Origin of the sequence: Lentzea atacamensis (assembly GCF_003269295.1) — a bacterium.
Lineage (GTDB): Bacteria > Actinomycetota > Actinomycetes > Mycobacteriales > Pseudonocardiaceae > Lentzea > Lentzea atacamensis.
Genome location: NZ_QLTT01000013.1, coordinates 211,350 through 231,137, shown reverse-complemented (window position 1 = coordinate 231,137; position 19,788 = coordinate 211,350). Strand labels below are relative to the sequence as shown.

Genomic DNA, 19,788 nt, shown 5'->3' with positions numbered 1-19,788 from the left:
GCTGGTCGGGTGTGTGTCTCACCCCTGCTACGAACGCGGCGGCCCCGATCCGACACGTCCCGCCGAAATTCTTCTACCCGAGACGCAGTCGCAGGTCCGCACCGCCGTGCAGGGTGTAGGCGAGCCCCGTCACGTTGCCGCGGCTGATCATCTCCCAGCGCGTCAGCCGCAGCGCGGCGCCCGCGCTGAACCCCGCCGCGAGCCGCGCCAGCACCATGCCGGTCACCCACCCGGCCATGTCGTGCGGCACGGCGGCTTCCGGGCTGATCACGCCGGACGCGCCGCCCTCCGCGAACGCTCGCACCAGGCCTGCCATCGGCGACGTCCCCACCACCAGCGGCTTGCGCGACGGCCAGTGCGGGCGCGGCCACACGCCTTCGCGGTCCCAGCGTTCGATCTCCTCCGCGTCGAGGAACCCTTCGCGGAAGTGCAGGTGCACGACGTCCATCGACTCGTCGGCCAACGCCAGGCCCAGCTCCGACGGGCTGACATAGGCCGATGACACGGCCTCGGGCGCAAGCATCGACATCAGCTCGGTCACGTGCCGCTCGGTCAGCGACCGGTCCATGCCGGCGTCGACCGCCATCGACACCTCGAACGGCCGCGGCCGCGCCGAGATGCCCGCGACCAGCGGCCCGGCCGGCTGCTCCAGCACGCTCGACAGGCCCCAGAAACCGAAGGGGCACAACACGTTCCCGCTGTGATCCGACACCGGGCAGTGCGCGGGCACCTCTCCCCCGGCCCCGAACGGCCCGAACTGCCCCACGGACGCGCACAGCCGATACGGGCCATCGGTGAACGGCAGGTCGTAGATCAACGGCCACGGCACCGGACCCGGGACCACCTCGGCGATCATCAGCCCGGCCGGACGGCCGCCCGCCCGTGCCAGCCGCCGGATCCGATCCGCCAGCGCGCTGGAGCCGAACAGCCGCGAGTACATCGCCGACCCCTGCCGGGCGAGCACGGCGAGATCGGCGCAGAACGACGGGAAGTCCTTGCCGTACCAGGGATCCAGCCCCGACAGCGCGGGCAGCGAACGAGGCAGGTCGCCGAGGTCCAGGCTGGTCCACGACGGCAGGCCGCCGGACGCCACCAGCGCCCGCTCGCCGAGCACCAGCACGGACGCCACCCGCGACGACAGCGGCTCGAGATCCGCGAACGTCCGCGACAGCCGGAACCTCAGCCGCGCACGGGACTCGCCCGCCCCGACCGGCAGCACGACCTGCTGCACGTGCACCGGCACCACACCGGAGTAGATGACCAGCTCACCGGTCCACGGCACCGACGCGTAAGGCGTGGTGACCGGAAAGCTCACCCACGGACCGGGCCCCTCCGCGGGCAGCACGAACCACTCGGACAACACCTCGCGCCCGTTCATGCCGAGCACGGCCCGCAGCTCCAGATCGCCGGGCAACGGCGCCGCGTGCTCCCCGACGTGCACCCACACCTCGTAGTCCGCGCCGGGCCGCAACGCCCCGGCGATGCCCTCGGTGGCACCGGGCAGAGCGACCATCACGGTGACCGGGCGGTCATCGGGCGGGGGCGGCTGCGGCAGAGCGGTGAAGCGGACCTGACGGCGGCGCTCCAGTTCGCGGAACTGCCACAGGGCGTCCTCGACGCTGCCCTCACCGGTACCGAGCGGCTCGGCGATCACGACGTGCGGCGCGCTCCACCCGATCAGCACCGAAGCGGGGTCCACACCGGGCACCGACGTGTGCACCGCGGTGAACAGCACGACGGGCCGCCCCAGGCCGCGCAACGCCCGCACGACCGGAGCCGTGTCCCACGAGCGCGTGTCGTGCAGCGCCACCACGTCGCCGGGGACGTCCGTGATCGGCGGCAGCGACTCCGCGGACGGGAAGTGCCGGAGATCGACCACGGCGAGCCGCAGCACCCGCACCCGCGTGGTGACCGCGGTGGACGCCGTGCGCCCGACGGCGAGACCCCGGCTGACCTGCGCCCACCCGCCGGGATCTGTCACGACCAGCAGCGACTTCGCGGCGACGAGCGCGGCGACGAACTCCAGCGGCGTGCCTTCGCCGCCGGAGACGGTGAACTCAACGGGCGCCACAGCCGTACGCCTGGAGGTGCAGCTAGAACGGCCAGCCCAGCACCGGCAACCCGACCACGGCGTCCACGGCGAGACCGCAGAACACGAGCATCAGGTAGAGGTTCGACATGTGGAAGAACTTCATGGTGTTCGTGGACCCGCCACGGCGCACGACGTTGTGCAGCTTGTGCGCGAAGACGGCGAACCACACGCCGGACAGCGCCGCCACGGCCACGTAGATCCACGAGGTGACGGGAGCGAGAGCGAGCGTGCAGACGACGGTGATCCAGCTGTAGATCACGATCTGCCGCGTCACCTGCTGAGCTGTGGCCACCACCGGCAGCATCGGCACACCTGCTCGGGCGTAGTCCTCCTTGAACTTCATCGCGAGGGCCCAGGTGTGCGGCGGAGTCCAGAAGAAGATGACGCCGAACATGACCAGTGCCGGCCACTCGACGGTGCCCGTCACCGCGCTCCAGCCGATGATCACCGGCATGCACCCCGCCATGCCGCCCCAGATGATGTTCTGGGAGGTGCGGCGCTTGAGCACCAGGGTGTAGACGAAGATGTAGAAGAGGATCGTCGCCACGGCGAACGCGGCCGACATCAGGTTGACGAAGATCCAGAGGAACGCGAACGAGACGACGCCGAGCACGATGCCGAAGATCAGGGCGTTGCGCGGCGGGATGGTGTTCTGCGCGAGCGGGCGGGCCGTCGTCCGCTTCATGACCGAGTCGATGTCGGCGTCGACGAAGCAGTTGAGGGCATTTGCCGACCCCGCGGCGAGGGTGCCGCCGGTGAGCGTGCAGGCGATCAGCCACAGCGGCGGGAGGCCGTGCTGGGCGAGCAGCATCGCGGGGATCGTGGTGATCAGCAGGAGCTCGATGACCCGCGGCTTGGTCAGCGCCACGTAGGCGCCCACGACCTGGCGAGGCGACCGGGGCGCCTCGAGGACGGCACTCATCGCGGGGACGCTCCTCGTGTCGAGACAGGTGTGAAATCCAGCGACTGATGGTAACCGCGCAAAGAATTCACAGCCCGTTCGGGTGCTGGTGTGCCCCGGCACACACCCGCCTGAGACCTTTCAGAGCAACATCCGGATATCTCAGGACTAGGCTGGCCGCAGGACGAGGGAGAGACGCGGGTCAGGCCGTTCGGGATCGATCAAGCCTGCCCGCCCTAGCGACAAGAGTGGAGCTGTAAGTCCGTGACCGTCACCGACGACATCACCCGGCTCACGAAGGCCGATCTGCCCGACGACTGGACGGAGCTGGACAAGCGCGCCGTCGACACCGCCCGCGTGCTGGCGGCGGACGCCGTGCAGAAGGTCGGCAACGGGCACCCCGGCACGGCGATGAGCCTCGCGCCGCTCGCGTACACGCTGTTCCAGCGCGCCATGCGGCACGACCCCGCCGACGCGGACTGGATCGGCCGCGACCGGTTCGTGCTCTCGGCGGGCCACTCCAGCCTGACGCTGTACATCCAGCTGTTCCTCTCCGGCTACGGCCTGGAGCTCGACGACCTCAAGGCGCTGCGCACCTGGGGCTCGAAGACGCCCGGCCACCCGGAGTACCGCCACACCAACGGTGTCGAGATCACCACGGGCCCGCTGGGCTCCGGTCTCGCCTCCGCGGTCGGCATGGCCATGGCCGCCCGTCGCGAGCGCGGACTGTTCGACCCGGACGCCGCGCCGGGGCAGAGCCCGTTCGACCACCACATCTTCGTGATCGCCTCCGACGGTGACATCGAGGAGGGCGTGACCTCCGAGGCGTCGTCGCTGGCCGGCACGCAGCAGCTCGGCAACCTGGTCGTCTTCTACGACGACAACAAGATCTCGATCGAGGACGACACCACGATCGCGCTGTCCGAGGACACCGCGAAGCGCTACGAGGCCTACGGCTGGCACGTCCAGGTCGTGGAGTCCGGCGAGAACGTGAAGGGCATCCTCGAGGCGATCGAGAACGCCAAGGCGGTGACCGACAAGCCGTCGTTCATCCTGCTGCGCACGATCATCGGCTACCCCGCGCCGAACAAGCAGAACACCGGTGCCGCGCACGGTGCCGCACTGGGCGCCGACGAGGTCGCCGAGGTCAAGCGGATCCTCGGTTTCGACCCCGAGCAGACCTTCGAGGTCGCCGACGAGGTGCTGGCGCACGCCCGCGAGGTCGTCAAGCGCGGTGAGCACGCCAAGGCGCAGTGGCAGCCCGCGTTCGACGCGTGGGCGGCGGCGAACCCGGAGCGCAAGGCGCTGCTGGACCGCCTGGTCGCCCGTGAGCTGCCGGAGGGCTGGGCGGACGAGCTGCCCACCTACCCGGTGGACGCCAAGGGTGTCGCGACCCGCAAGGCCTCCGGTGAGGTCATCAACGCGCTCGCGAAGAAGCTGCCCGAGTTGTGGGGCGGTTCGGCCGACCTGGCCGAGTCGAACCTGACGACGATCAAGGGCGAGCCCTCGTTCGGTCCGGAGTCGATCTCCACGGGCATGTGGAAGACCAGCCCGTACGGCCGCACGCTGCACTTCGGTGTCCGCGAGCACGCGATGGGCGCGATCCTCAACGGCATCGCGCTGCACGGCCCGACCCGCCCGTTCGGTGGCACCTTCCTGGTGTTCTCCGACTACATGCGCCCGTCCGTGCGGCTCGCGGCGATCATGCAGGCGGCGGTCACCTACGTGTGGACGCACGACTCCATCGGCCTGGGCGAGGACGGTCCGACGCACCAGCCGATCGAGCACCTCGCGGCCCTGCGCGCGATCCCGGACTTCGCGGTCGTCCGCCCCGGTGACGCGAACGAGACCGCGTACGCGTGGAAGGCCACGATCGAGCAGATCGGCCCGGTCGGCCTCGCGCTGACCCGCCAGAACGTCCCCACGCTGGAGGGCACCTCCGCCGAGGGCGTGAAGCGCGGTGGTTACGTGCTCTTCGGTGACGACAACCCGGAGATCGTGATCATCGGCACCGGCTCTGAGCTGCAGATGGCGGCCGAGGCCGGGAAGGTTCTGCAGGGCGAGGGCGTTGCAGTGCGTGTGGTGTCCATGCCTTCCATCGACTGGTTCGAGAAGCAGGACGCCGACTACCGCGAGTCGGTCATCCCGTCCTCGGTTAAGGCACGCGTCGCCGTGGAAGCCGGTATCGCACAGCCGTGGTACCGCTACGTCGGCGACGCCGGCGAGATCGTGTCGATCGAGCACTTCGGCGCCTCGGCCGACTACCAGACGTTGTTCAAGGAGTTCGGCTTCACGACGGAGAACGTCGTCGCCGCCGCCCGCCGTTCCCTTGACCGAGTGAGGGGTAACAAGTGAGCAAGCCGCAACTGGAAGCACTGTCCGGCGCCGGGGTCTCGATCTGGCTCGACGACCTGTCGCGTGAGCGGCTCACCAGCGGCAACCTGGACGAGCTGATCCGCGAGTGGAACGTCGTCGGCGTCACGACGAACCCGACGATCTTCGCGGGCGCGCTGTCCAAGGGCGAGTCCTACGACGAGCAGGTCCGCGAGCTCGCCAACCGGGGTGCCGACACCGAGGCGACCATCCGCGAGGTCACCACGACCGACGTGCGCAACGCCTGCGACAAGTTCCGCGACATCTACAACTCGACGAACGGTGTGGACGGCCGCGTCTCCATCGAGGTCGACCCGCGCCTGGCCTTCGACACGGACAAGACCGTGGCCGAGGCGCAGGACCTGTGGAAGACCGTGGACCGGCCGAACCTGCTGGTGAAGATCCCGGCCACCGAGGCCGGCCTGCCCGCGATCACCAGGACGATCGCCGAGGGCATCAGCGTCAACGTCACGCTGATCTTCTCCGTCGAGCGCTACGAGAAGGTCATGGAGGCCTACATCGCGGGCCTCGAGCAGGCCAAGGCGAACGGCCACGACCTGCGCTCGATCCACTCGGTGGCGTCGTTCTTCGTGTCCAGGGTGGACACCGAGATCGACAAGCGCCTCGACAAGATCGGCACGGACGAGGCGAAGGCGTTGCGCGGCAAGGCTGCTCTCGCCAACGCGTGGATCGCCTACGGCGCGTTCGAGAAGACGTTCCAGGGTGAGCGCTGGGAGGCTCTCAAGGCGGACGGCGCGAACGCGCAGCGGCCGCTGTGGGCGTCGACCGGCGTGAAGGACCCGAGCTACTCCCCGACCCTCTACGTCGACCAGCTCGTCGTGCACGACGTCGTGAACACGATGCCGGAGAAGACGCTGCAGGCCGTCGCCGATGGCGGCAAGATCGCCGGTGACACGGTCACCGGACGCGCCGCTGAGGGCCAGGAGGTGTTCGACCAGCTCGCCGCCGCGGGAATCGACATCGAGGACGTGTTCAAGGTCCTCGAGACCGAGGGTGTCGAGAAGTTCGAGAAGTCCTGGGAAGAGTTGCTCGAGACGGTGACGAACCAACTGGCTCAACTGAAGGGCTGATTACCAAGTGACCTCCGTCGACATCGTGAGGTCACCGAACGCCGACCAGGTCAGCACCATCGCTGCTGACCTGGTCGCGGATTCGGTGCCGAGCAAGCTGACCGCGCAGGACCCGACCCTGTGGGGGCCGGAAGCCGAGTCCGAGGCGAGCATCCGCCTCTCGTGGACGACGTTGCACGAGACGTCCCGCTCGCTGCTCCCCGAGCTCAAGGCTCTGCGCGAGGAACTGCACGCCGAGGGCGTGGACCGCGTCGTACTCGCCGGCATGGGCGGTTCGTCGCTGGCCCCCGAGGTGATCACGCGGACGCAGAACGTCCCGCTGATCGTGCTGGACACCACCGATCCCGCCCAGGTCGCCGACGCGCTGGCGGGCGATCTCGAGCGCACGGTGATCGTGGTGTCGTCCAAGTCCGGTGGCACCGTCGAGACCGACAGCCACCGGCGCATCTTCGAGAAGGCTTTCGCGGACGCGGGCATCGACGCCGCGTCGCGCATCGTGGTGGTCACCGACCCCGGTTCGCCGTTGCAGAAGGCGTCCGAGGAAGCGGGCTACCGCAAGGTGTTCCTGGCCGACCCGAACGTGGGTGGCCGCTACTCGGCGCTGACCGCGTTCGGTCTGGTGCCGTCCTACCTCGCCGGTGCCGACGTCGAGTCGCTGCTCGACGACGCGGCCGAGGAGGCCAAGGTCCTGGCGCAGGACTCGGTCGAGAACCCGGCGGTCGTGCTGGCCGCGATCTTCGGTGCCGCGCACGCGCACGGCGCGGAGAAGATCGTGTTCGCCGACACCGGTTCCGGCATCGTCGGGTTCGGTGACTGGGCGGAGCAGCTGATCGCCGAGTCGACCGGCAAGAACGGCACCGGCCTGCTGCCGGTCGTCGTCGAGGGTCCCGGTGCCGAAGGCTTCGTGAACGCGCGTTCGGACGCCACGACCGTCGCGATCGGCCCGGCCACCGGGTCGGCCAACGTCGCCGTCGAGGGTCCGCTCGGCGCGCAGTTCCTGCTGTGGGAGTACGCGACCGCGCTCGTCGGCAAGGTCCTCGGCATCAACCCGTTCGACCAGCCCGACGTCGAGGCCGCCAAGAAGGCCGCTCGCGCGCTGCTCGACGCCCCCGCGGTGTCGGCCACCACGCCGTCCTTCGTGGACGGTCCGGTCGAGGGCCACGGCACCGACTGGGCGCCGCGCAAGGTCAACACCGTCGCGGAAGCGCTTGCGGCGCTGGTCGAGGTGGCGCCCGACCACGGCTACATCTCCGTTCAGGCGTACCTGGACAGGATCGACGACGCGTCGTTCGCGTTGCTCCGCGCGGAGATCGCGAAGCGGACGCACCTGCAGACCACGTTCGGCTGGGGCCCGCGCTTCCTGCACTCGACCGGCCAGTACCACAAGGGCGGTCATCAGAACGGCGTGTTCATCCAGATCACCGGCGAGTCCGGCGACGACCTGGAGGTGCCCGGCCGTCCCTACACGCTGGCGCAGCTGCAGCTCGCGCAGGCGCTCGGCGACGGTCAGGTGCTGGCCGAACACGGTCGCCCCGTGCTGCGGCTGCACCTGCAGGACCGCATCGCGGGTCTGGCCCAGCTCGTCGAGGCAGTCCAGGAGGACGGCTCGTGACCACATCCGACAAGTGGCGCAACCCGCTGCGGGACGCGCGTGACAAGCGCCTGCCCCGCATCGCGGGACCCAGCGCGCTGGTCATCTTCGGTGTCACCGGTGACCTGTCGCGCAAGAAGCTGATGCCCGCGATCTACGACCTCGCGAACCGCGGTCTGCTGCCACCGGGCTTCGGTCTCGTCGGCTTCGCCCGCCGCGACTGGGCCGACCAGGACTTCATGGAGGTCGTGCACGACGCGGTGAAGGAGCACGCCCGCACGCCGTTCAACGAGCACGTCTGGTCCCAGCTCGCCGAGGGCATCCGGTTCGTGCAGGGCACGTTCGACGACGACCAGGCGTTCGACAACCTGGCTTCGTGCCTGGCGGCGCTGGACGCCGAGCGCGGCACGGGCGGAAACCACGCGTTCTACCTGTCGATCCCGCCGGGAGCGTTCCCGACCGTGATCAACCAGCTCAAGCGCGCGGGTCTCGCCCAGACGGCTCCCGACCAGTGGCGCCGGGTCGTCATCGAGAAGCCGTTCGGCCACGACCTGAAGTCGGCCAAGGAGCTCAACCGCACGGTCAACGAGGTCTTCCCCGAGGAGTCGGTGTTCCGCATCGACCACTACCTCGGCAAGGAGACCGTGCAGAACATCCTGGCGCTGCGGTTCGCGAACCAGCTGTACGAACCCATCTGGAACTCGAACTACGTCGACCACGTGCAGATCACCATGGCCGAGGACATCGGTCTCGGTGGCCGCGCCGGGTACTACGACGGCATCGGTGCGACGCGGGACGTCATCCAGAACCACCTGCTGCAGCTGCTCGCGCTGATCGCGATGGAGGAGCCGGTCTCCTTCAAGCCGTCGGACCTGCGGGCGGAGAAGGTGAAGATCCTCTCGGCGACGCGTCCGGCGGAGCCGTTCGAGGAGACCACCGCGCGCGGCCAGTACACCGGTGGCTGGCAGGGCGGTCAGAAGGTCCCCGGTCTGCTCGAGGAGGGCGGCTTCTCGCCCGAGTCGAAGACCGAGACGTTCGGCGCGATCACGTGCGAGATCAACACCCGTCGCTGGGCCGGGGTGCCGTTCTACCTGCGCACCGGCAAGCGGCTGGGCCGCAGGGTCACCGAGGTCGCCGTCGTGTTCAAGCGGGCGCCGCACCTGCCGTTCGACGACACCGCGACCGAGGAGCTCGGCCAGAACGCTCTCGTGGTCCGGGTTCAGCCGGACGAGGGCGTGACCATCCGGTTCGGCTCGAAGGTGCCGGGCAACACGATGGAGGTCCGCGACGTCACGATGGACTTCGGCTACGGCCACTCGTTCACCGAGTCGTCGCCGGAGGCCTACGAGCGGCTGCTGCTGGACGTGCTGCTCGGTGAGCCGTCGCTGTTCCCGAAGAACGACGAGGTCGAGCTCTCCTGGGAGATCCTCGACCCGATTCTCGACTTCTGGGCCCGCAAGGACGAACCGGCGCTCGAGAAGTACAAGGCAGGCACCTGGGGTCCGCCGTCGGCGGACGCGATGACCGCCAGGACCGGAAGGCACTGGAGGCGTCCGTGATCATCGACCTTCCCTCGACCACCACGTCCCAGATCAACTCGCGGCTGGTTCGCCTGCGCGACGAAGGCGGCGCGACGACGCTCGGCCGCGTGCTGACTTTGGTCATCGTGACCGAGGACGGCCAGCGCACCGACGCCGCGATCGACGCGGCCAACGACGCCTCGCGCGAGCACCCGTGCCGCGTGATCGTCGTGGCCCGCGGGGCCCGTCAGGCCGCACCCCGTCTCGACGCGCAGATCCGCGTCGGTGGCGACGCGGGTGCGTCCGAGGTCGTCGTGCTGCGGTTGTACGGCGAGCTCGCCAAGGAGGGCGCGTCCTGCGTGATGCCCCTGCTCCTGCCGGACACCCCGGTCGTGGCGTGGTGGCCGTTCGACGCACCGGTCTCGCCGTCCAAGGACCCGATCGGCCAGCTCGCGCAGCGCCGCATCACCGACGCGGCCGCCGAGAAGAACCCGATCAAGGCCCTGGAGTCCCGCCGCGCCCACTACGCGCCGGGCGACACGGACCTGGCGTGGACGCGTCTGACGTTGTGGCGCGCCATGCTGGCGGCGTCGCTGGACCTGCCTCCCTACGAGAAGATCGTGGACGCCGAGGTCACCGGCGAGGCCGACTCCCCGTCGACCGACCTGCTGGCGGCGTGGCTGACGGACAGGCTGAAGGTGCCCGCGAAGCGCTTCAAGGCGACGTCGGGCGAGGGCATCGTGCAGGTCAAGCTGGGCCGTGCGTCCGGCGACGTCGACCTGCTGCGCCCGGACGGCAAGGTGGGCACGCTGTCGCAGCCCGGCCAGCCGTCGCGCCGCGTGGCCCTGCAGCGCCGTTCGATCCGCGACTGCCTCGCCGAGGAGCTGCGCCGGCTCGACCCGGACGAGGTCTACGCGGCAGCCCTGAAGTCGCTGTCGAAGGTGACGAAGGGCCGCCCCGCCACCCCGAAGGCCGAGCCGATGGACGCCGCTTCCGCGGAGTCGGCCAACGGCAAGGCTGCCGCACCGAAGAAGTCCAAGGCGAAGGCGAGCTCGTGAGCAATCCCCAGGTGGTGGTCCACCGCGACGGCGACCTGCTGGCCGCCGCCGCGGCGGCCCGCCTCGTGACCCGCATGGTCGACGCCCAGACCGCCCGCGGCTACGCGTCCGTGGTGCTGACCGGCGGCCGCACGGGCACCGCGGTCCTGGAACACCTGAACCGCAACGGTGCCCGCGACGCCGTGGACTGGTCGCGCGTCGACCTGTACTGGGGCGACGAGCGCTTCCTGCCGTCCGGTCACCCGGAACGCAACGAGACGCAGGCCCGCGCGGCGTTGCTGGACCACGTTCCGGTGGATCCCGCGCGCGTCCACGTGATGGAGCCGTCGGACGGCAAGTACGGCGACGACCCGGAAGCCGCCGCTTCCGCGTACGCCGATCTGCTGTCGTCCCTGGCCCGGCCGGAGGACCACGGCGACGTGCCCACGTTCGACGTCTGCATGCTGGGCGTCGGCGAGGAGGGGCACGTGGCCTCGATCTTCCCCGCTTCTCCCGCGGTGTACGAGAAGGAGCGGACCGTCGTCGCGGTGCGCAACTGCCCGAAGCCGCCGCCCACGCGCGTCTCGCTGACGCTGGGGGCGATCCGGCATTCGCAGGAGGTCTGGCTGATGACCACCGGCGAGGCCAAGGCCGCCGCGGTGGCCATGGGACTGACCGGCGCGGGTGAGGTGCAGCTGCCGGCCGCCGGTGCTTCGGGGCGGCGCCGGACGTTGTGGCTGCTGGACACGGCTGCCGCGTCGAAGGTGCCGGCGTTGTTCAAACCGCCACTGGCGTGACGCTTTCTCCGAAGGCCCCCGGTTCGCGCCGGGGGCCTTTTTTGTTGTGGGACAACGTGTTCGCGGTGTGCGACAACGCTGTCCTGGTCGGGCTTGACCTCAAGTCGACTTCAGGTGCCATGCTCGCGGCGGGGCGCGAGAGAAGAGGTCGTCCACTCCTGATCATGCCCTGACATGAAGCCGGCTTTAGCTCGCGAAGAGGCGCTTCCCTGGGGGCAACATGATTGTGCGTGATGTGTGGCTGGAGGACGCGGCCGCGATCGCGGGGCTCAACCGCGAGGCGCTGGGGTACGAGTTCCCGCTGGAGTCCACACAGGACCAACTGGCGCGGATCATCACCCTGGCGATCTCACCCCGGCACCAGCGTCGTGGTGTGGGGAAGCTGTTGTTGCAGGCGGGTGAGGAGTGGGCGCGAGACGAACCTCATCAAGTGGTGGTCCTGAGCAGTTCCTCCATCACGTGCACCGGCAGCGACGGGTTCGAGGCCGCGGCCTCGGCCACCTCGGGGTCGGGGTCTCGCACCAGACGCTCGTACGCCTTCGCCGGCAGGTCCCGCCGCGACGCCAGCGCCAGCCGCACCGAGCTTTCGGCGTGCGTGGTGAGGCGGAACAAGGCGACCGGTGACGTATGAGGGCTCTGCGCCACGAAGACGTCGGGGTGAATCACCTCGTCCTCGCACACGAGGTGTGCGCGCCCGTGCAACGCGGTCATGCCCCACTCCTGTCCAGCAGTTCTTCCATCACACGCACCGGCAACGACGGGTTCGCCGCCGCCGGCCGAGCCGTGAACTCACTGCCCAGCAGCTCGACGATCTTCTCGACCGGCAGATGAGGATGCGCCGCTGCGAGGTGCCGAGCCTGCGCATCCTCCAGGCACAGCAACAACGTCTCCCCCAGCGCGTGCGGGTGCCGGGCGGCCGCCCGCCAGGTCTCCTCGACCCCGGCGGCCCGCAAAGCCATGTGGTGCAACAACTCCGGCGGGCAGGAAGGATTCCGCGCCGCCCGCGGGTACAACCGCGCCCCGTGCCGCTCGACCAGCGCCCACAGCTGATCGACCGGCACCAGCGGGTTGGTCACGATCGCCGCAGCGACAGCGGGATCGGGATCCGAAACGAGCTGCTCCACCATGTCCAACGGCAGATCAGCACGCCGCGCCACCAGCATCCGTCCCTTCACGGTGGCGGCCAGCGTCCGCAGCTCGGCCTCCGACGCGGACGCGACGCGCGGCACCGGCTCGGGCCCGATGCGAGCGGTCGCGGCCAGCTCCGCCAGCAGGTCCAGCGGAATCGCCGGGTTCCGCACGAGCACGCGCTGCAACGCGCGGGTGCCCGTGAGCTGACGCAGCACCGAAGCCGGGACCGCGGGATTGGCCGCCAGCGCGGCCAGGACGCCGGGTTCGACGTCCGCGGCGAGCTGTCCGTAGACGTGCGGAGGAAGGTCGGGCCTGGTCGCGAGCTGGTAGCGGGCCCTGTGGTCGCGCACCAGGTCCGCGGCGGCCGATGGCGGGGTCGCGGGGTTTCCGGCGAGCTCGCGCGCGAAGGAGCCGAGGCGCACGAGCACGTCGGCAGGTGTGTGCGGGCTGGCGGCCAACGCACGGCGCACCTCGGTGCTCGGGTGCCGGCTCAGCTCCTGGGCCGAGGAGGCGGGCAGCGCGTGGAAGGTGACCAGTTCGGCCACCACGTGCTCGTCCGGGTCGTGGGCGAGCAGGTCGATCACGTCCGGAGGCAGCGTGCGGGCCCACTCCGGCAGGCGGGCCTTGAAATCCGGGTGCTGGGCGAGCGCGCGTGCCGCGGCCGGCGGGGCGTCGGGCGCCTCGGTCACCGCCAGCGCGACCGCGGGGTTCGTCAGCGGCACGTCCGCCGTCCGGACCCGGCCCTTCGCCAGCAGCACGGACACGATCGCGGGGTCGTCGCGCGCCAGCAAAGCCCGTACCTGTGCGTCGGAGAGGTCCGGACGGCCGGCCAGGTCGGCGCCCAGCACCGGGTCCGCCGCGGCGATCAGGCGGTCGAGGAGCGCGGCCGGCAGCGCGGGGTTCTCCGCCAGGCCGTCCAGTACGGTGTTCACCAATCCCCCTGGTAACGCGGCAAGCATTCCCCCCGACAACGCGTATCATCCCGAATCGCGTTGAGTAGCGGGGGTTTTGTGGCGAACGGCAGTGCGCAGCGGCGTCCCACCATCGGGATGATCACCACTGGCCCGCTCATCGAGCTCGCGGGCGAGCAGTGGCGCGGGGTCGGTGACGGTGCCCGGCACCTCGGTTGCGACCTCGTCTGCTTCGTGGGCAGCGAGATCGACCACCCCGAACTGCCCAAACGGCGGGCGAACACCGTGTACGACCTGGTGTCGCCGGGGCGGATCGACGCGCTCGTCGTGTGGACCACGCGCGTGGGGCAGCTCATCGGCGCCGAGGGCATGCAGGAGTACGTGAAGCGGTACGCGCCGATGCCGATGGTGAGTGTGGAGACGACGCTCGCGCAGTGGCCGGCCATCCTGATGAACAACCGGGACGGCATGGAGCGGGCCGTCGACCATCTCATCGAGGTGCACGGGAAGAAGCGCATCGCATTCGTGCGGGGTCCGCAAACGCACGCGGGTGCGCAGGAGCGGTACCAGGGGTACGTGAACGCGCTGCGCAAGCACGGGATCGCGCTGGACCCCGACCTGGTCACGATGCCCGACTCGTTCATCTGGGAGCCGAGCGGCGCGGCCGACGCGGTGCGCAAGATGCTCGCGCGCGCCGGCAGCCCTCCCGACGCCATCGCGGCGGCGAACGACGATTTCGCCATGGGGGTGGTGTCCGCGCTGGAGGAACAGGGGTTCCGCACGCCGGAGGACATCGCCGTCGTCGGCTATGACAACCACACGAACGTCCGCACGCACGACCTGGGCTACATCACCACCACCGGCGACGGTCAGCGCGCGAGGGTCCACCGCAAGGTGAACATCAACGCGGCCACCCCGGGGTTCACGACGGTCCGCGCGCCCTTCTACGAGATGGGGTTCCGCGCGGCGGAACTGGCGCTGGCACTGGTCAGGGGCGAACCCACCCCCTCCGCGCAGACCATGCCGACCGAGCTGATCGTGCGCAGGTCGTGCGGCTGCCTGCCGTCCGGCCGGGGTCTGCACGCGCCGGCTCTCGGCCCGCTGAACATCTCCGAGTCGGCGACCGCGCACACCGTGGCCGACCACCTGCGCAGCTCGCTCGGGCCGCTGTCGGCGGAGCTGCCGGACGGGTGGGCCGAACAGCTGATCGTCGAGCTGATGGCGGCCGGACGCGGCGAGGTCGACGGCGCCGAGTTCCTCTACCTCCTGGCCGAGTACATCCGTGCGAGCGCGCGCGCCGGGTGCGAGCCGGAGCGGTGGTGGCCGCCGCTGTTCGACCTGTACCGGTTCGTGACGGCGCGGATCAGCGACGCCACGCTCATCAACGGCCTGTGGCTGCGCGTTCAGCTCCTCGTGGACGACGCGTTCGCCACGGACGCCCGTTTCAAGTACCTCTCGCACGAGCGCCGCGACCAGACCGCGCGTGAGGCCGGGCAACGGCTCATCGCGTCACGCGACGTGGAGGAGCTGTCGAGCGCGCTGGCCGAGGAGCTCCCCCGCCTCGGCATTCCCGGCTGCCACGTGATGGCCTACGACAAGCCGGGCATCGCGCGGGCGCTCGTCCGGTACGAGAACGGTGAGCTGCGGACCGACCGTCCAGACACCCCGTTCCCCGCGACGAACCTGACGCCGTACCCGTTCCGCCGGGAAAAGCCCTTCAGTGCGCTCGTCGCCCCGCTCTACACCAACGAGGACCACCTCGGTTACGTGATCTTCGAGCAGGGCCCGGAACCGAACTGGATCTACGAGGCCGTGCAGCAGCAGCTCAGCAGCGCACTGCGGGGGATCAGGCTGATGCAGGAACTGAAGGACGCGCGCGCACGGCTCGAAGAACGCGTCGGCGAGACCGAGGCCCAGCTGCGGCACGCGCAGAAGATGGAAGCCATCGGCAGGCTGACCGGCGGCATCGCGCACGACTTCAACAACATCCTGACCGTGGTCAACGGCAACAGCGAGATGCTGTTGCGACGCACCCCGCCCGACGATCCGCGCCGCACGGCCATCGAGGACATCGGGCACGCCGGTGAACGCGCGGCGAACCTCACGAGGCAGCTGCTCGCGTTCACCCGCCAGCAGGTCCTGCACCCGGAGTCGCTCGACCTCAAGCGCAACCTCACCAAGGTCCACTCGATGCTCCGCACGCTCGTCGGCGACCACATCGAGCTGGAGATGGATCTGCCGGGCGACGTCGCCCGCGTGTGGGCGGACGCGGGTCAGGTCGAGCAGATCCTGTTCAACCTCGCGGTCAACTCCCGCGACGCGATGCCCGACGGCGGCACGCTCAGGATCTCGATCGAGAACGCCACGCTCGGCCACGGCGACACCGGCCGGATCGTCGGCGTGCGGCCGGGCGAGTACGTCGTGATGCGCGTCCAGGACACGGGCTCCGGGATGGCGCCGGACGTGCAGGCGCAGGTCTTCGAGCCGTACTTCACGACCAAACCTGTCGGCAAGGGCACCGGTCTCGGCCTGTCGACGGTGTTCGGCATCGTGCAGCAGTCCGGCGGGCAGATCGAGGTGATCAGCGCGCCCGGCGAGGGCACGACGGTCGAGGTCTACCTGCCGGTGCCGTACGAACACGATGGCACGCCGGAAGCACCGTGCGCACGCCGCATCACCTCGCACCAGGGCGCGGGCACTGTGTTGTTGGTGGAGGACGACGCGCAGGTGCGGATCATGACCCGCCGATCGCTGGAAACCGCGGGCTACGCGGTCATCGAGGCGAGCGACGGGCAGGAGGCGCTGCAGCTCGCCACGGCGCACCGCAGCACGATCGACCTCGTGCTCACCGACGTCGTGATGCCGAAGATGGGTGGCCCCGAGCTGGTGCGGCTGCTGCGCTCGACCGGTGCCGCGCCCGCGGTGATCTACATGTCCGGCTACACGACGGACGAGGTCCTCGACGGAGAGGTGCTGATCACGAAGCCGTACGTGGAGTCGGAGCTGCTCGAACGCGTCAGAGAAGTACTGGCTCAGGAAGCCTGAGCACGTTTCGCCACGGCCACGCGAACCGTCTCGTCGAGCATCTCGGCACGGAACGGCTTCTGCAGGTAGCCCGCGATGTCGTGCCCGGCGAACCGGCGCTCCAGCGATGTGCGGTCGTGGCCGCTGGTCAGTACGACTGGCACGGACAGGCCCTCGGCGCGCAGCTCGGCCAGCACCTCCTCGCCGGAAAGACCCGGCATGCTGTGGTCCAGCAGCATCGCGCTGATCTCCGTGCTGTGCTCGCGCAGGATCGCGATCGCCTCGGTGCCGTCGCTCGCCTGCAGGACCGTGAAACCGAGGTCCTCGAGCAGGCTGACGGTGTACCTCCGCACGGGGTCCTCGTCCTCGACCACGAGCACCAGACCAGCTTGCGACATGCGCGTCAGTATGCCGGAAACTATTCGTGCCTTCAGCACCAGGTGGCCGGCAACCTTTGGTAATTCTTCACGAACTGCTCCATCAGGATGACATGGGCCATTTGGATCACACCATTGGTTGAGGGTCTGCGCTAACCTTCGCGGCACCGCTGCCGCTCCACGCTGAGAAAGAGGCACCAGGAAAGGCCAACTTCATGCGTAAAGCGACGGCAGCAGCCGCCCTGGCCGTGCTGTTCACATTGTCGTCCACACCCGCGCACGCCGATGTGATTCCTTCGGACCGGGTGACGATCGACGTGCTGACGGTGAACGGTTCCGGGTGCAAGCAGGGCACCGCGGAAGTGATCGTCTCATCGGACAACACGTCGTTCTGGGTGATCTACAACGACTACCTCGCCCAGGCGGGCAAGGGCGCCGGTGCGACCGACTTCCGCAAGAACTGCCAGCTGAACTTGCAGATCAACGTCCCGCAGGGCTTCACCTACGGCATTGCGCAAGCGACCTACGCGGGTTACGCGAACCTCGCGCGCGGCGCGATCGGCCACCAGGGCGTGAACTACTACTTCCAGGGCTCGTCGGCGAACAACTTCAAGAAGCACACGTTCACCGGACCGTTCGACGACAACTGGTCGATCACTCACCGGACCGAGTTCGCGGACATCGTATACGCACCGTGCGGCGAGAAGCGGAATCTCAACGTCAACAGCGCCCTGCGCGTCGACAAGGGTTCAGCGGATGCCAATACAAACAGTTTCATGACGATGGACTACACGCGCGGAGAAGTGCGCACCCTCTTCCACTTCTCGTGGAAGCGCTGCTGATTTTTCGATAAGGCCGCCGCCACCCTCAGCACCGCCGCCACACCCTGCGAGATGCGTCGGAAAGGTCCCCTCATGCTCAACGCGGTTGCCGCTGCCCTGCTGGCCTCATCGATCATCATCCCGCCCGGCGCGCCGAACGACACGCCGCCGCCCGACCACATCACGATCGACATCGTCACGATCAACGGCTCGGGCTGTCCCGCGGGCACGGCGGCCGTCGCGGTGTCCGAGGACAACAAGGCCTTCACGGTCACCTACAGCGAATACCTGGCCCAGGTCGGTGTGGGTGCCAAGCCCACCGACCTGCGCAAGAACTGCCAGCTCAACCTGCGGGTCAACGTGCCGCAGGGCTTCACCTACGGCATCGCTCAAGCCGACTACAGAGGCTTCGCTCATCTGGAGCGGGGTGCTCACGCCATCGAGAAGGCCAACTACTACTTCCAGGGCATGTCGCAGACGGAGTCCATCTCCCACCGGTACAACGGCCCCCACAGCGACGACTGGCAGGCCACGGACACCACCGAGGTGGCCGCGATCGTCTACTCCCCGTGCGGCGAGAAGCGGAACTTCAACATCAACACCGAGCTCAGGGTCTACGCCGGCACGTCCGACACGGCCACGACGACGAGCTTCATGACGATGGACTCGACCGACGGCAACCTGGAGACGACCTACCACTTCGCCTGGAAGACCTGCCCGTAGACCACTCCCCTGCTACCGCACACGCCCCGATGCGTGTGCGGTAGCACATATGTGAGCCGCGCGCCGTACCAATCCGCGCCTTAGGGTGTCTTACCCCGTGACGGGGCAGGTCGGGGTGAAGGGGCAGCCAATGCCAACCGCGGCATACGCGCAGTACGGTGAGGACCGAACGCCTGACAGGGGAGGCCGGATCCTGACCACCACGCTGCTTCCGGCACGCCGCACAGCGGACACCGAGGTCGGCTCACGCAGGTCGCTGTTCGGCGACTACCGCATGGTTCTGCTCGACGTGGGGCTCGTGCTGATCGCGCTGCTCGACGCGTGGCTGCGGCTGCGGTGGGTGAAGGCCGACCCGGTGGGCCTGCCCGAGGTGCCGTTCCACTCCGAGTGGCTGTCGTGGATCTCCGCGATCGTGCTGGTGGGCAGGCGCCGCTTCCCGTTCCTCGTCGCCCTGCTGACGATTCCCGGCTTCTTCACCGGCTTCGCGCAGCTCGCGTCGATGATCGCGCTGTACACCGTGGCGCGCCGCTACATCAACTCGTGGCAGACGATCGTGGCCGGCGTGCTGGTGTGGCTGAGCAGGTTCATGGCGTGGCCGCCGTCGGAGTTCATCGAGCGGCCCCCGTACGGGCACTTCGCCTCGGCGATCTCCGGTTTCCTGGTGGCGGGCCTGCCGATCGCACTCGCCCTCATGGCGCACGCGCGCCAGGAGCTGTCGAACCGCATAGTGGAGCTGGCCGAGTCGCGCGAGAGAGAACGTGTGCTGCACGCACACGCCATCCGAGCCGACGAACGGGCAAAGCTCGCCCGCGAGATGCACGACGTCGTTTCCCACCAGGTCAGCCTCATCGCCATGCAGGCGGGCGCGCTGCGGATGGCGGTGGCCGACGCCGAGCACAAGCAGGTCGCGGGCACCATCCGCACGTTGTCGACCCGCACCCTCGACGAGCTCCGCCAGCTCGTGTCCGTGCTGCGCACCACCGACGACAGCCAACCGGGCCTCGACGAGCTGCCCGAACTGGCCGCCGACGCGGGCTTCGAGGTGTCCATCCAGGTCAAGGGGCCGGTCGAGGACCTCGCCGCACCGGTGTCCGGCGCGGTCTACCGGACGGTGCAGGAGGCCCTGACCAACATCCGCAAGCACGCCACCGGGGCGAGCGCGACGGTGCTCATCGACGCGGACGACACCGCGGGCGACGTCCTGGTCGAGGTGCGCAACACGCCGCCGTCCGGTGACGAGGGTTCGTCACTGCCCAGCGGCGGCCACGGCCTCGTGGGGCTGCGCGAACGGGCAGCGTTGCTGGGTGGCCAGTTCTCCGCTGGACCGACCGAGGACGGCGGCTTCCTGGTGACGGCGTCGTTCCCGAAGCAGCGAACCGCCTCCTAGTGGCGCGGCCCG

15 protein-coding genes and 1 pseudogene are annotated in these 19,788 nt (G+C 69.4%); 11 read left to right on the top strand and 5 right to left on the bottom strand.

Annotated features, from left to right (window positions below; genetic code table 11):
- Positions 1 to 73 precede the first annotated feature (73 nt).
- Positions 74 to 2,071, bottom strand: a complete 1,998-nt coding sequence (locus C8D87_RS41185) for a hypothetical protein (protein WP_112231655.1) — start codon at positions 2,069 to 2,071, stop codon at positions 74 to 76.
- Between the two features lie 22 nt (positions 2,072 to 2,093).
- Positions 2,094 to 3,014, bottom strand: coding sequence for a heme o synthase (locus C8D87_RS41180; protein WP_109637883.1), 921 nt, complete (start codon positions 3,012 to 3,014; stop codon positions 2,094 to 2,096).
- A 243-nt stretch (positions 3,015 to 3,257) separates the two neighbouring features.
- Between C8D87_RS41180 and tkt the strand changes: the two genes are divergently transcribed.
- The 7 genes and pseudogenes from tkt to C8D87_RS49370 all read left to right on the top strand — a co-directional run.
- The gene (gene tkt, locus C8D87_RS41175; RefSeq protein WP_112231653.1) at positions 3,258 to 5,348 is read left to right on the top strand and encodes a transketolase; all 2,091 of its coding nucleotides are present in this window, start codon (positions 3,258 to 3,260) and stop codon (positions 5,346 to 5,348) included.
- Positions 5,345 to 6,457, top strand: coding sequence for a transaldolase (gene tal, locus C8D87_RS41170; RefSeq protein WP_112231651.1), 1,113 nt, complete (start codon positions 5,345 to 5,347; stop codon positions 6,455 to 6,457). The genes tkt and tal overlap by 4 nt, the downstream gene beginning before the upstream one ends.
- Before the next feature lie 25 nt (positions 6,458 to 6,482).
- Positions 6,483 to 8,069, top strand: coding sequence for a glucose-6-phosphate isomerase (locus C8D87_RS41165; protein ID WP_233442528.1), 1,587 nt, complete (start codon positions 6,483 to 6,485; stop codon positions 8,067 to 8,069).
- On the top strand, positions 8,066 to 9,607 hold the full coding sequence (gene zwf, locus C8D87_RS41160; RefSeq protein WP_109637879.1) for a glucose-6-phosphate dehydrogenase: 1,542 nt from the start codon (positions 8,066 to 8,068) through the stop codon (positions 9,605 to 9,607). Before C8D87_RS41165 ends, zwf begins: the two co-directional genes overlap by 4 nt.
- Positions 9,604 to 10,626 carry a glucose-6-phosphate dehydrogenase assembly protein OpcA gene (opcA, locus tag C8D87_RS41155; RefSeq protein WP_112231649.1) on the top strand — a complete coding sequence of 341 codons (1,023 nt, stop codon included), beginning with the start codon at positions 9,604 to 9,606 and terminating at the stop codon, positions 10,624 to 10,626. Before zwf ends, opcA begins: the two co-directional genes overlap by 4 nt.
- Positions 10,623 to 11,402 carry a 6-phosphogluconolactonase gene (gene pgl / locus C8D87_RS41150; protein WP_109637877.1) on the top strand — a complete coding sequence of 260 codons (780 nt, stop codon included), beginning with the start codon at positions 10,623 to 10,625 and terminating at the stop codon, positions 11,400 to 11,402. Before opcA ends, pgl begins: the two co-directional genes overlap by 4 nt.
- 220 nt (positions 11,403 to 11,622) lie before the next feature.
- A pseudogene (locus tag C8D87_RS49370) lies at positions 11,623 to 11,811 on the top strand (GNAT family N-acetyltransferase); the annotation flags it as partial.
- 17 nt (positions 11,812 to 11,828) lie between these two features.
- Here the strand turns inward: C8D87_RS49370 and C8D87_RS48345 are convergent.
- Positions 11,829 to 12,113, bottom strand: a complete 285-nt coding sequence (locus C8D87_RS48345; protein ID WP_233442527.1) for a hypothetical protein — start codon at positions 12,111 to 12,113, stop codon at positions 11,829 to 11,831.
- Positions 12,110 to 13,465 carry a hypothetical protein gene (locus tag C8D87_RS41140; protein WP_112231645.1) on the bottom strand — a complete coding sequence of 452 codons (1,356 nt, stop codon included), beginning with the start codon at positions 13,463 to 13,465 and terminating at the stop codon, positions 12,110 to 12,112. Before C8D87_RS41140 ends, C8D87_RS48345 begins: the two co-directional genes overlap by 4 nt.
- A gap of 117 nt (positions 13,466 to 13,582) precedes the next feature.
- Between C8D87_RS41140 and C8D87_RS41135 the strand changes: the two genes are divergently transcribed.
- Positions 13,583 to 16,489, top strand: coding sequence for a substrate-binding domain-containing protein (locus C8D87_RS41135; RefSeq protein WP_146772030.1), 2,907 nt, complete (start codon positions 13,583 to 13,585; stop codon positions 16,487 to 16,489).
- On the opposite strand, the gene C8D87_RS41130 is transcribed toward C8D87_RS41135, so the two are convergent.
- Positions 16,477 to 16,866, bottom strand: coding sequence for a response regulator (locus C8D87_RS41130; RefSeq protein ID WP_112231641.1), 390 nt, complete (start codon positions 16,864 to 16,866; stop codon positions 16,477 to 16,479). The two genes, C8D87_RS41135 and C8D87_RS41130, sit on opposite strands and share 13 nt — an antisense overlap.
- A 194-nt stretch (positions 16,867 to 17,060) precedes the next feature.
- Here C8D87_RS41130 and C8D87_RS41125 point away from each other — a divergent pair, with 194 nt between their 5' ends.
- The 3 genes from C8D87_RS41125 (at position 17,061) to C8D87_RS41115 (ending at position 19,776) form a co-directional block, all read left to right on the top strand.
- A complete protein-coding gene (locus tag C8D87_RS41125; protein ID WP_109637872.1) occupies positions 17,061 to 17,687 on the top strand; it encodes a DUF4360 domain-containing protein in 627 nt (208 codons plus the stop codon).
- Positions 17,688 to 17,759: 72 nt separating this feature from the next.
- Positions 17,760 to 18,389 (top strand): DUF4360 domain-containing protein, encoded by a 630-nt coding sequence (locus tag C8D87_RS41120; RefSeq protein ID WP_109637871.1) that lies wholly within the window; start codon positions 17,760 to 17,762, stop codon positions 18,387 to 18,389.
- A gap of 130 nt (positions 18,390 to 18,519) precedes the next feature.
- Positions 18,520 to 19,776, top strand: coding sequence for a sensor histidine kinase (locus C8D87_RS41115; protein WP_109637870.1), 1,257 nt, complete (start codon positions 18,520 to 18,522; stop codon positions 19,774 to 19,776).
- Positions 19,777 to 19,788 lie beyond the last annotated feature (12 nt).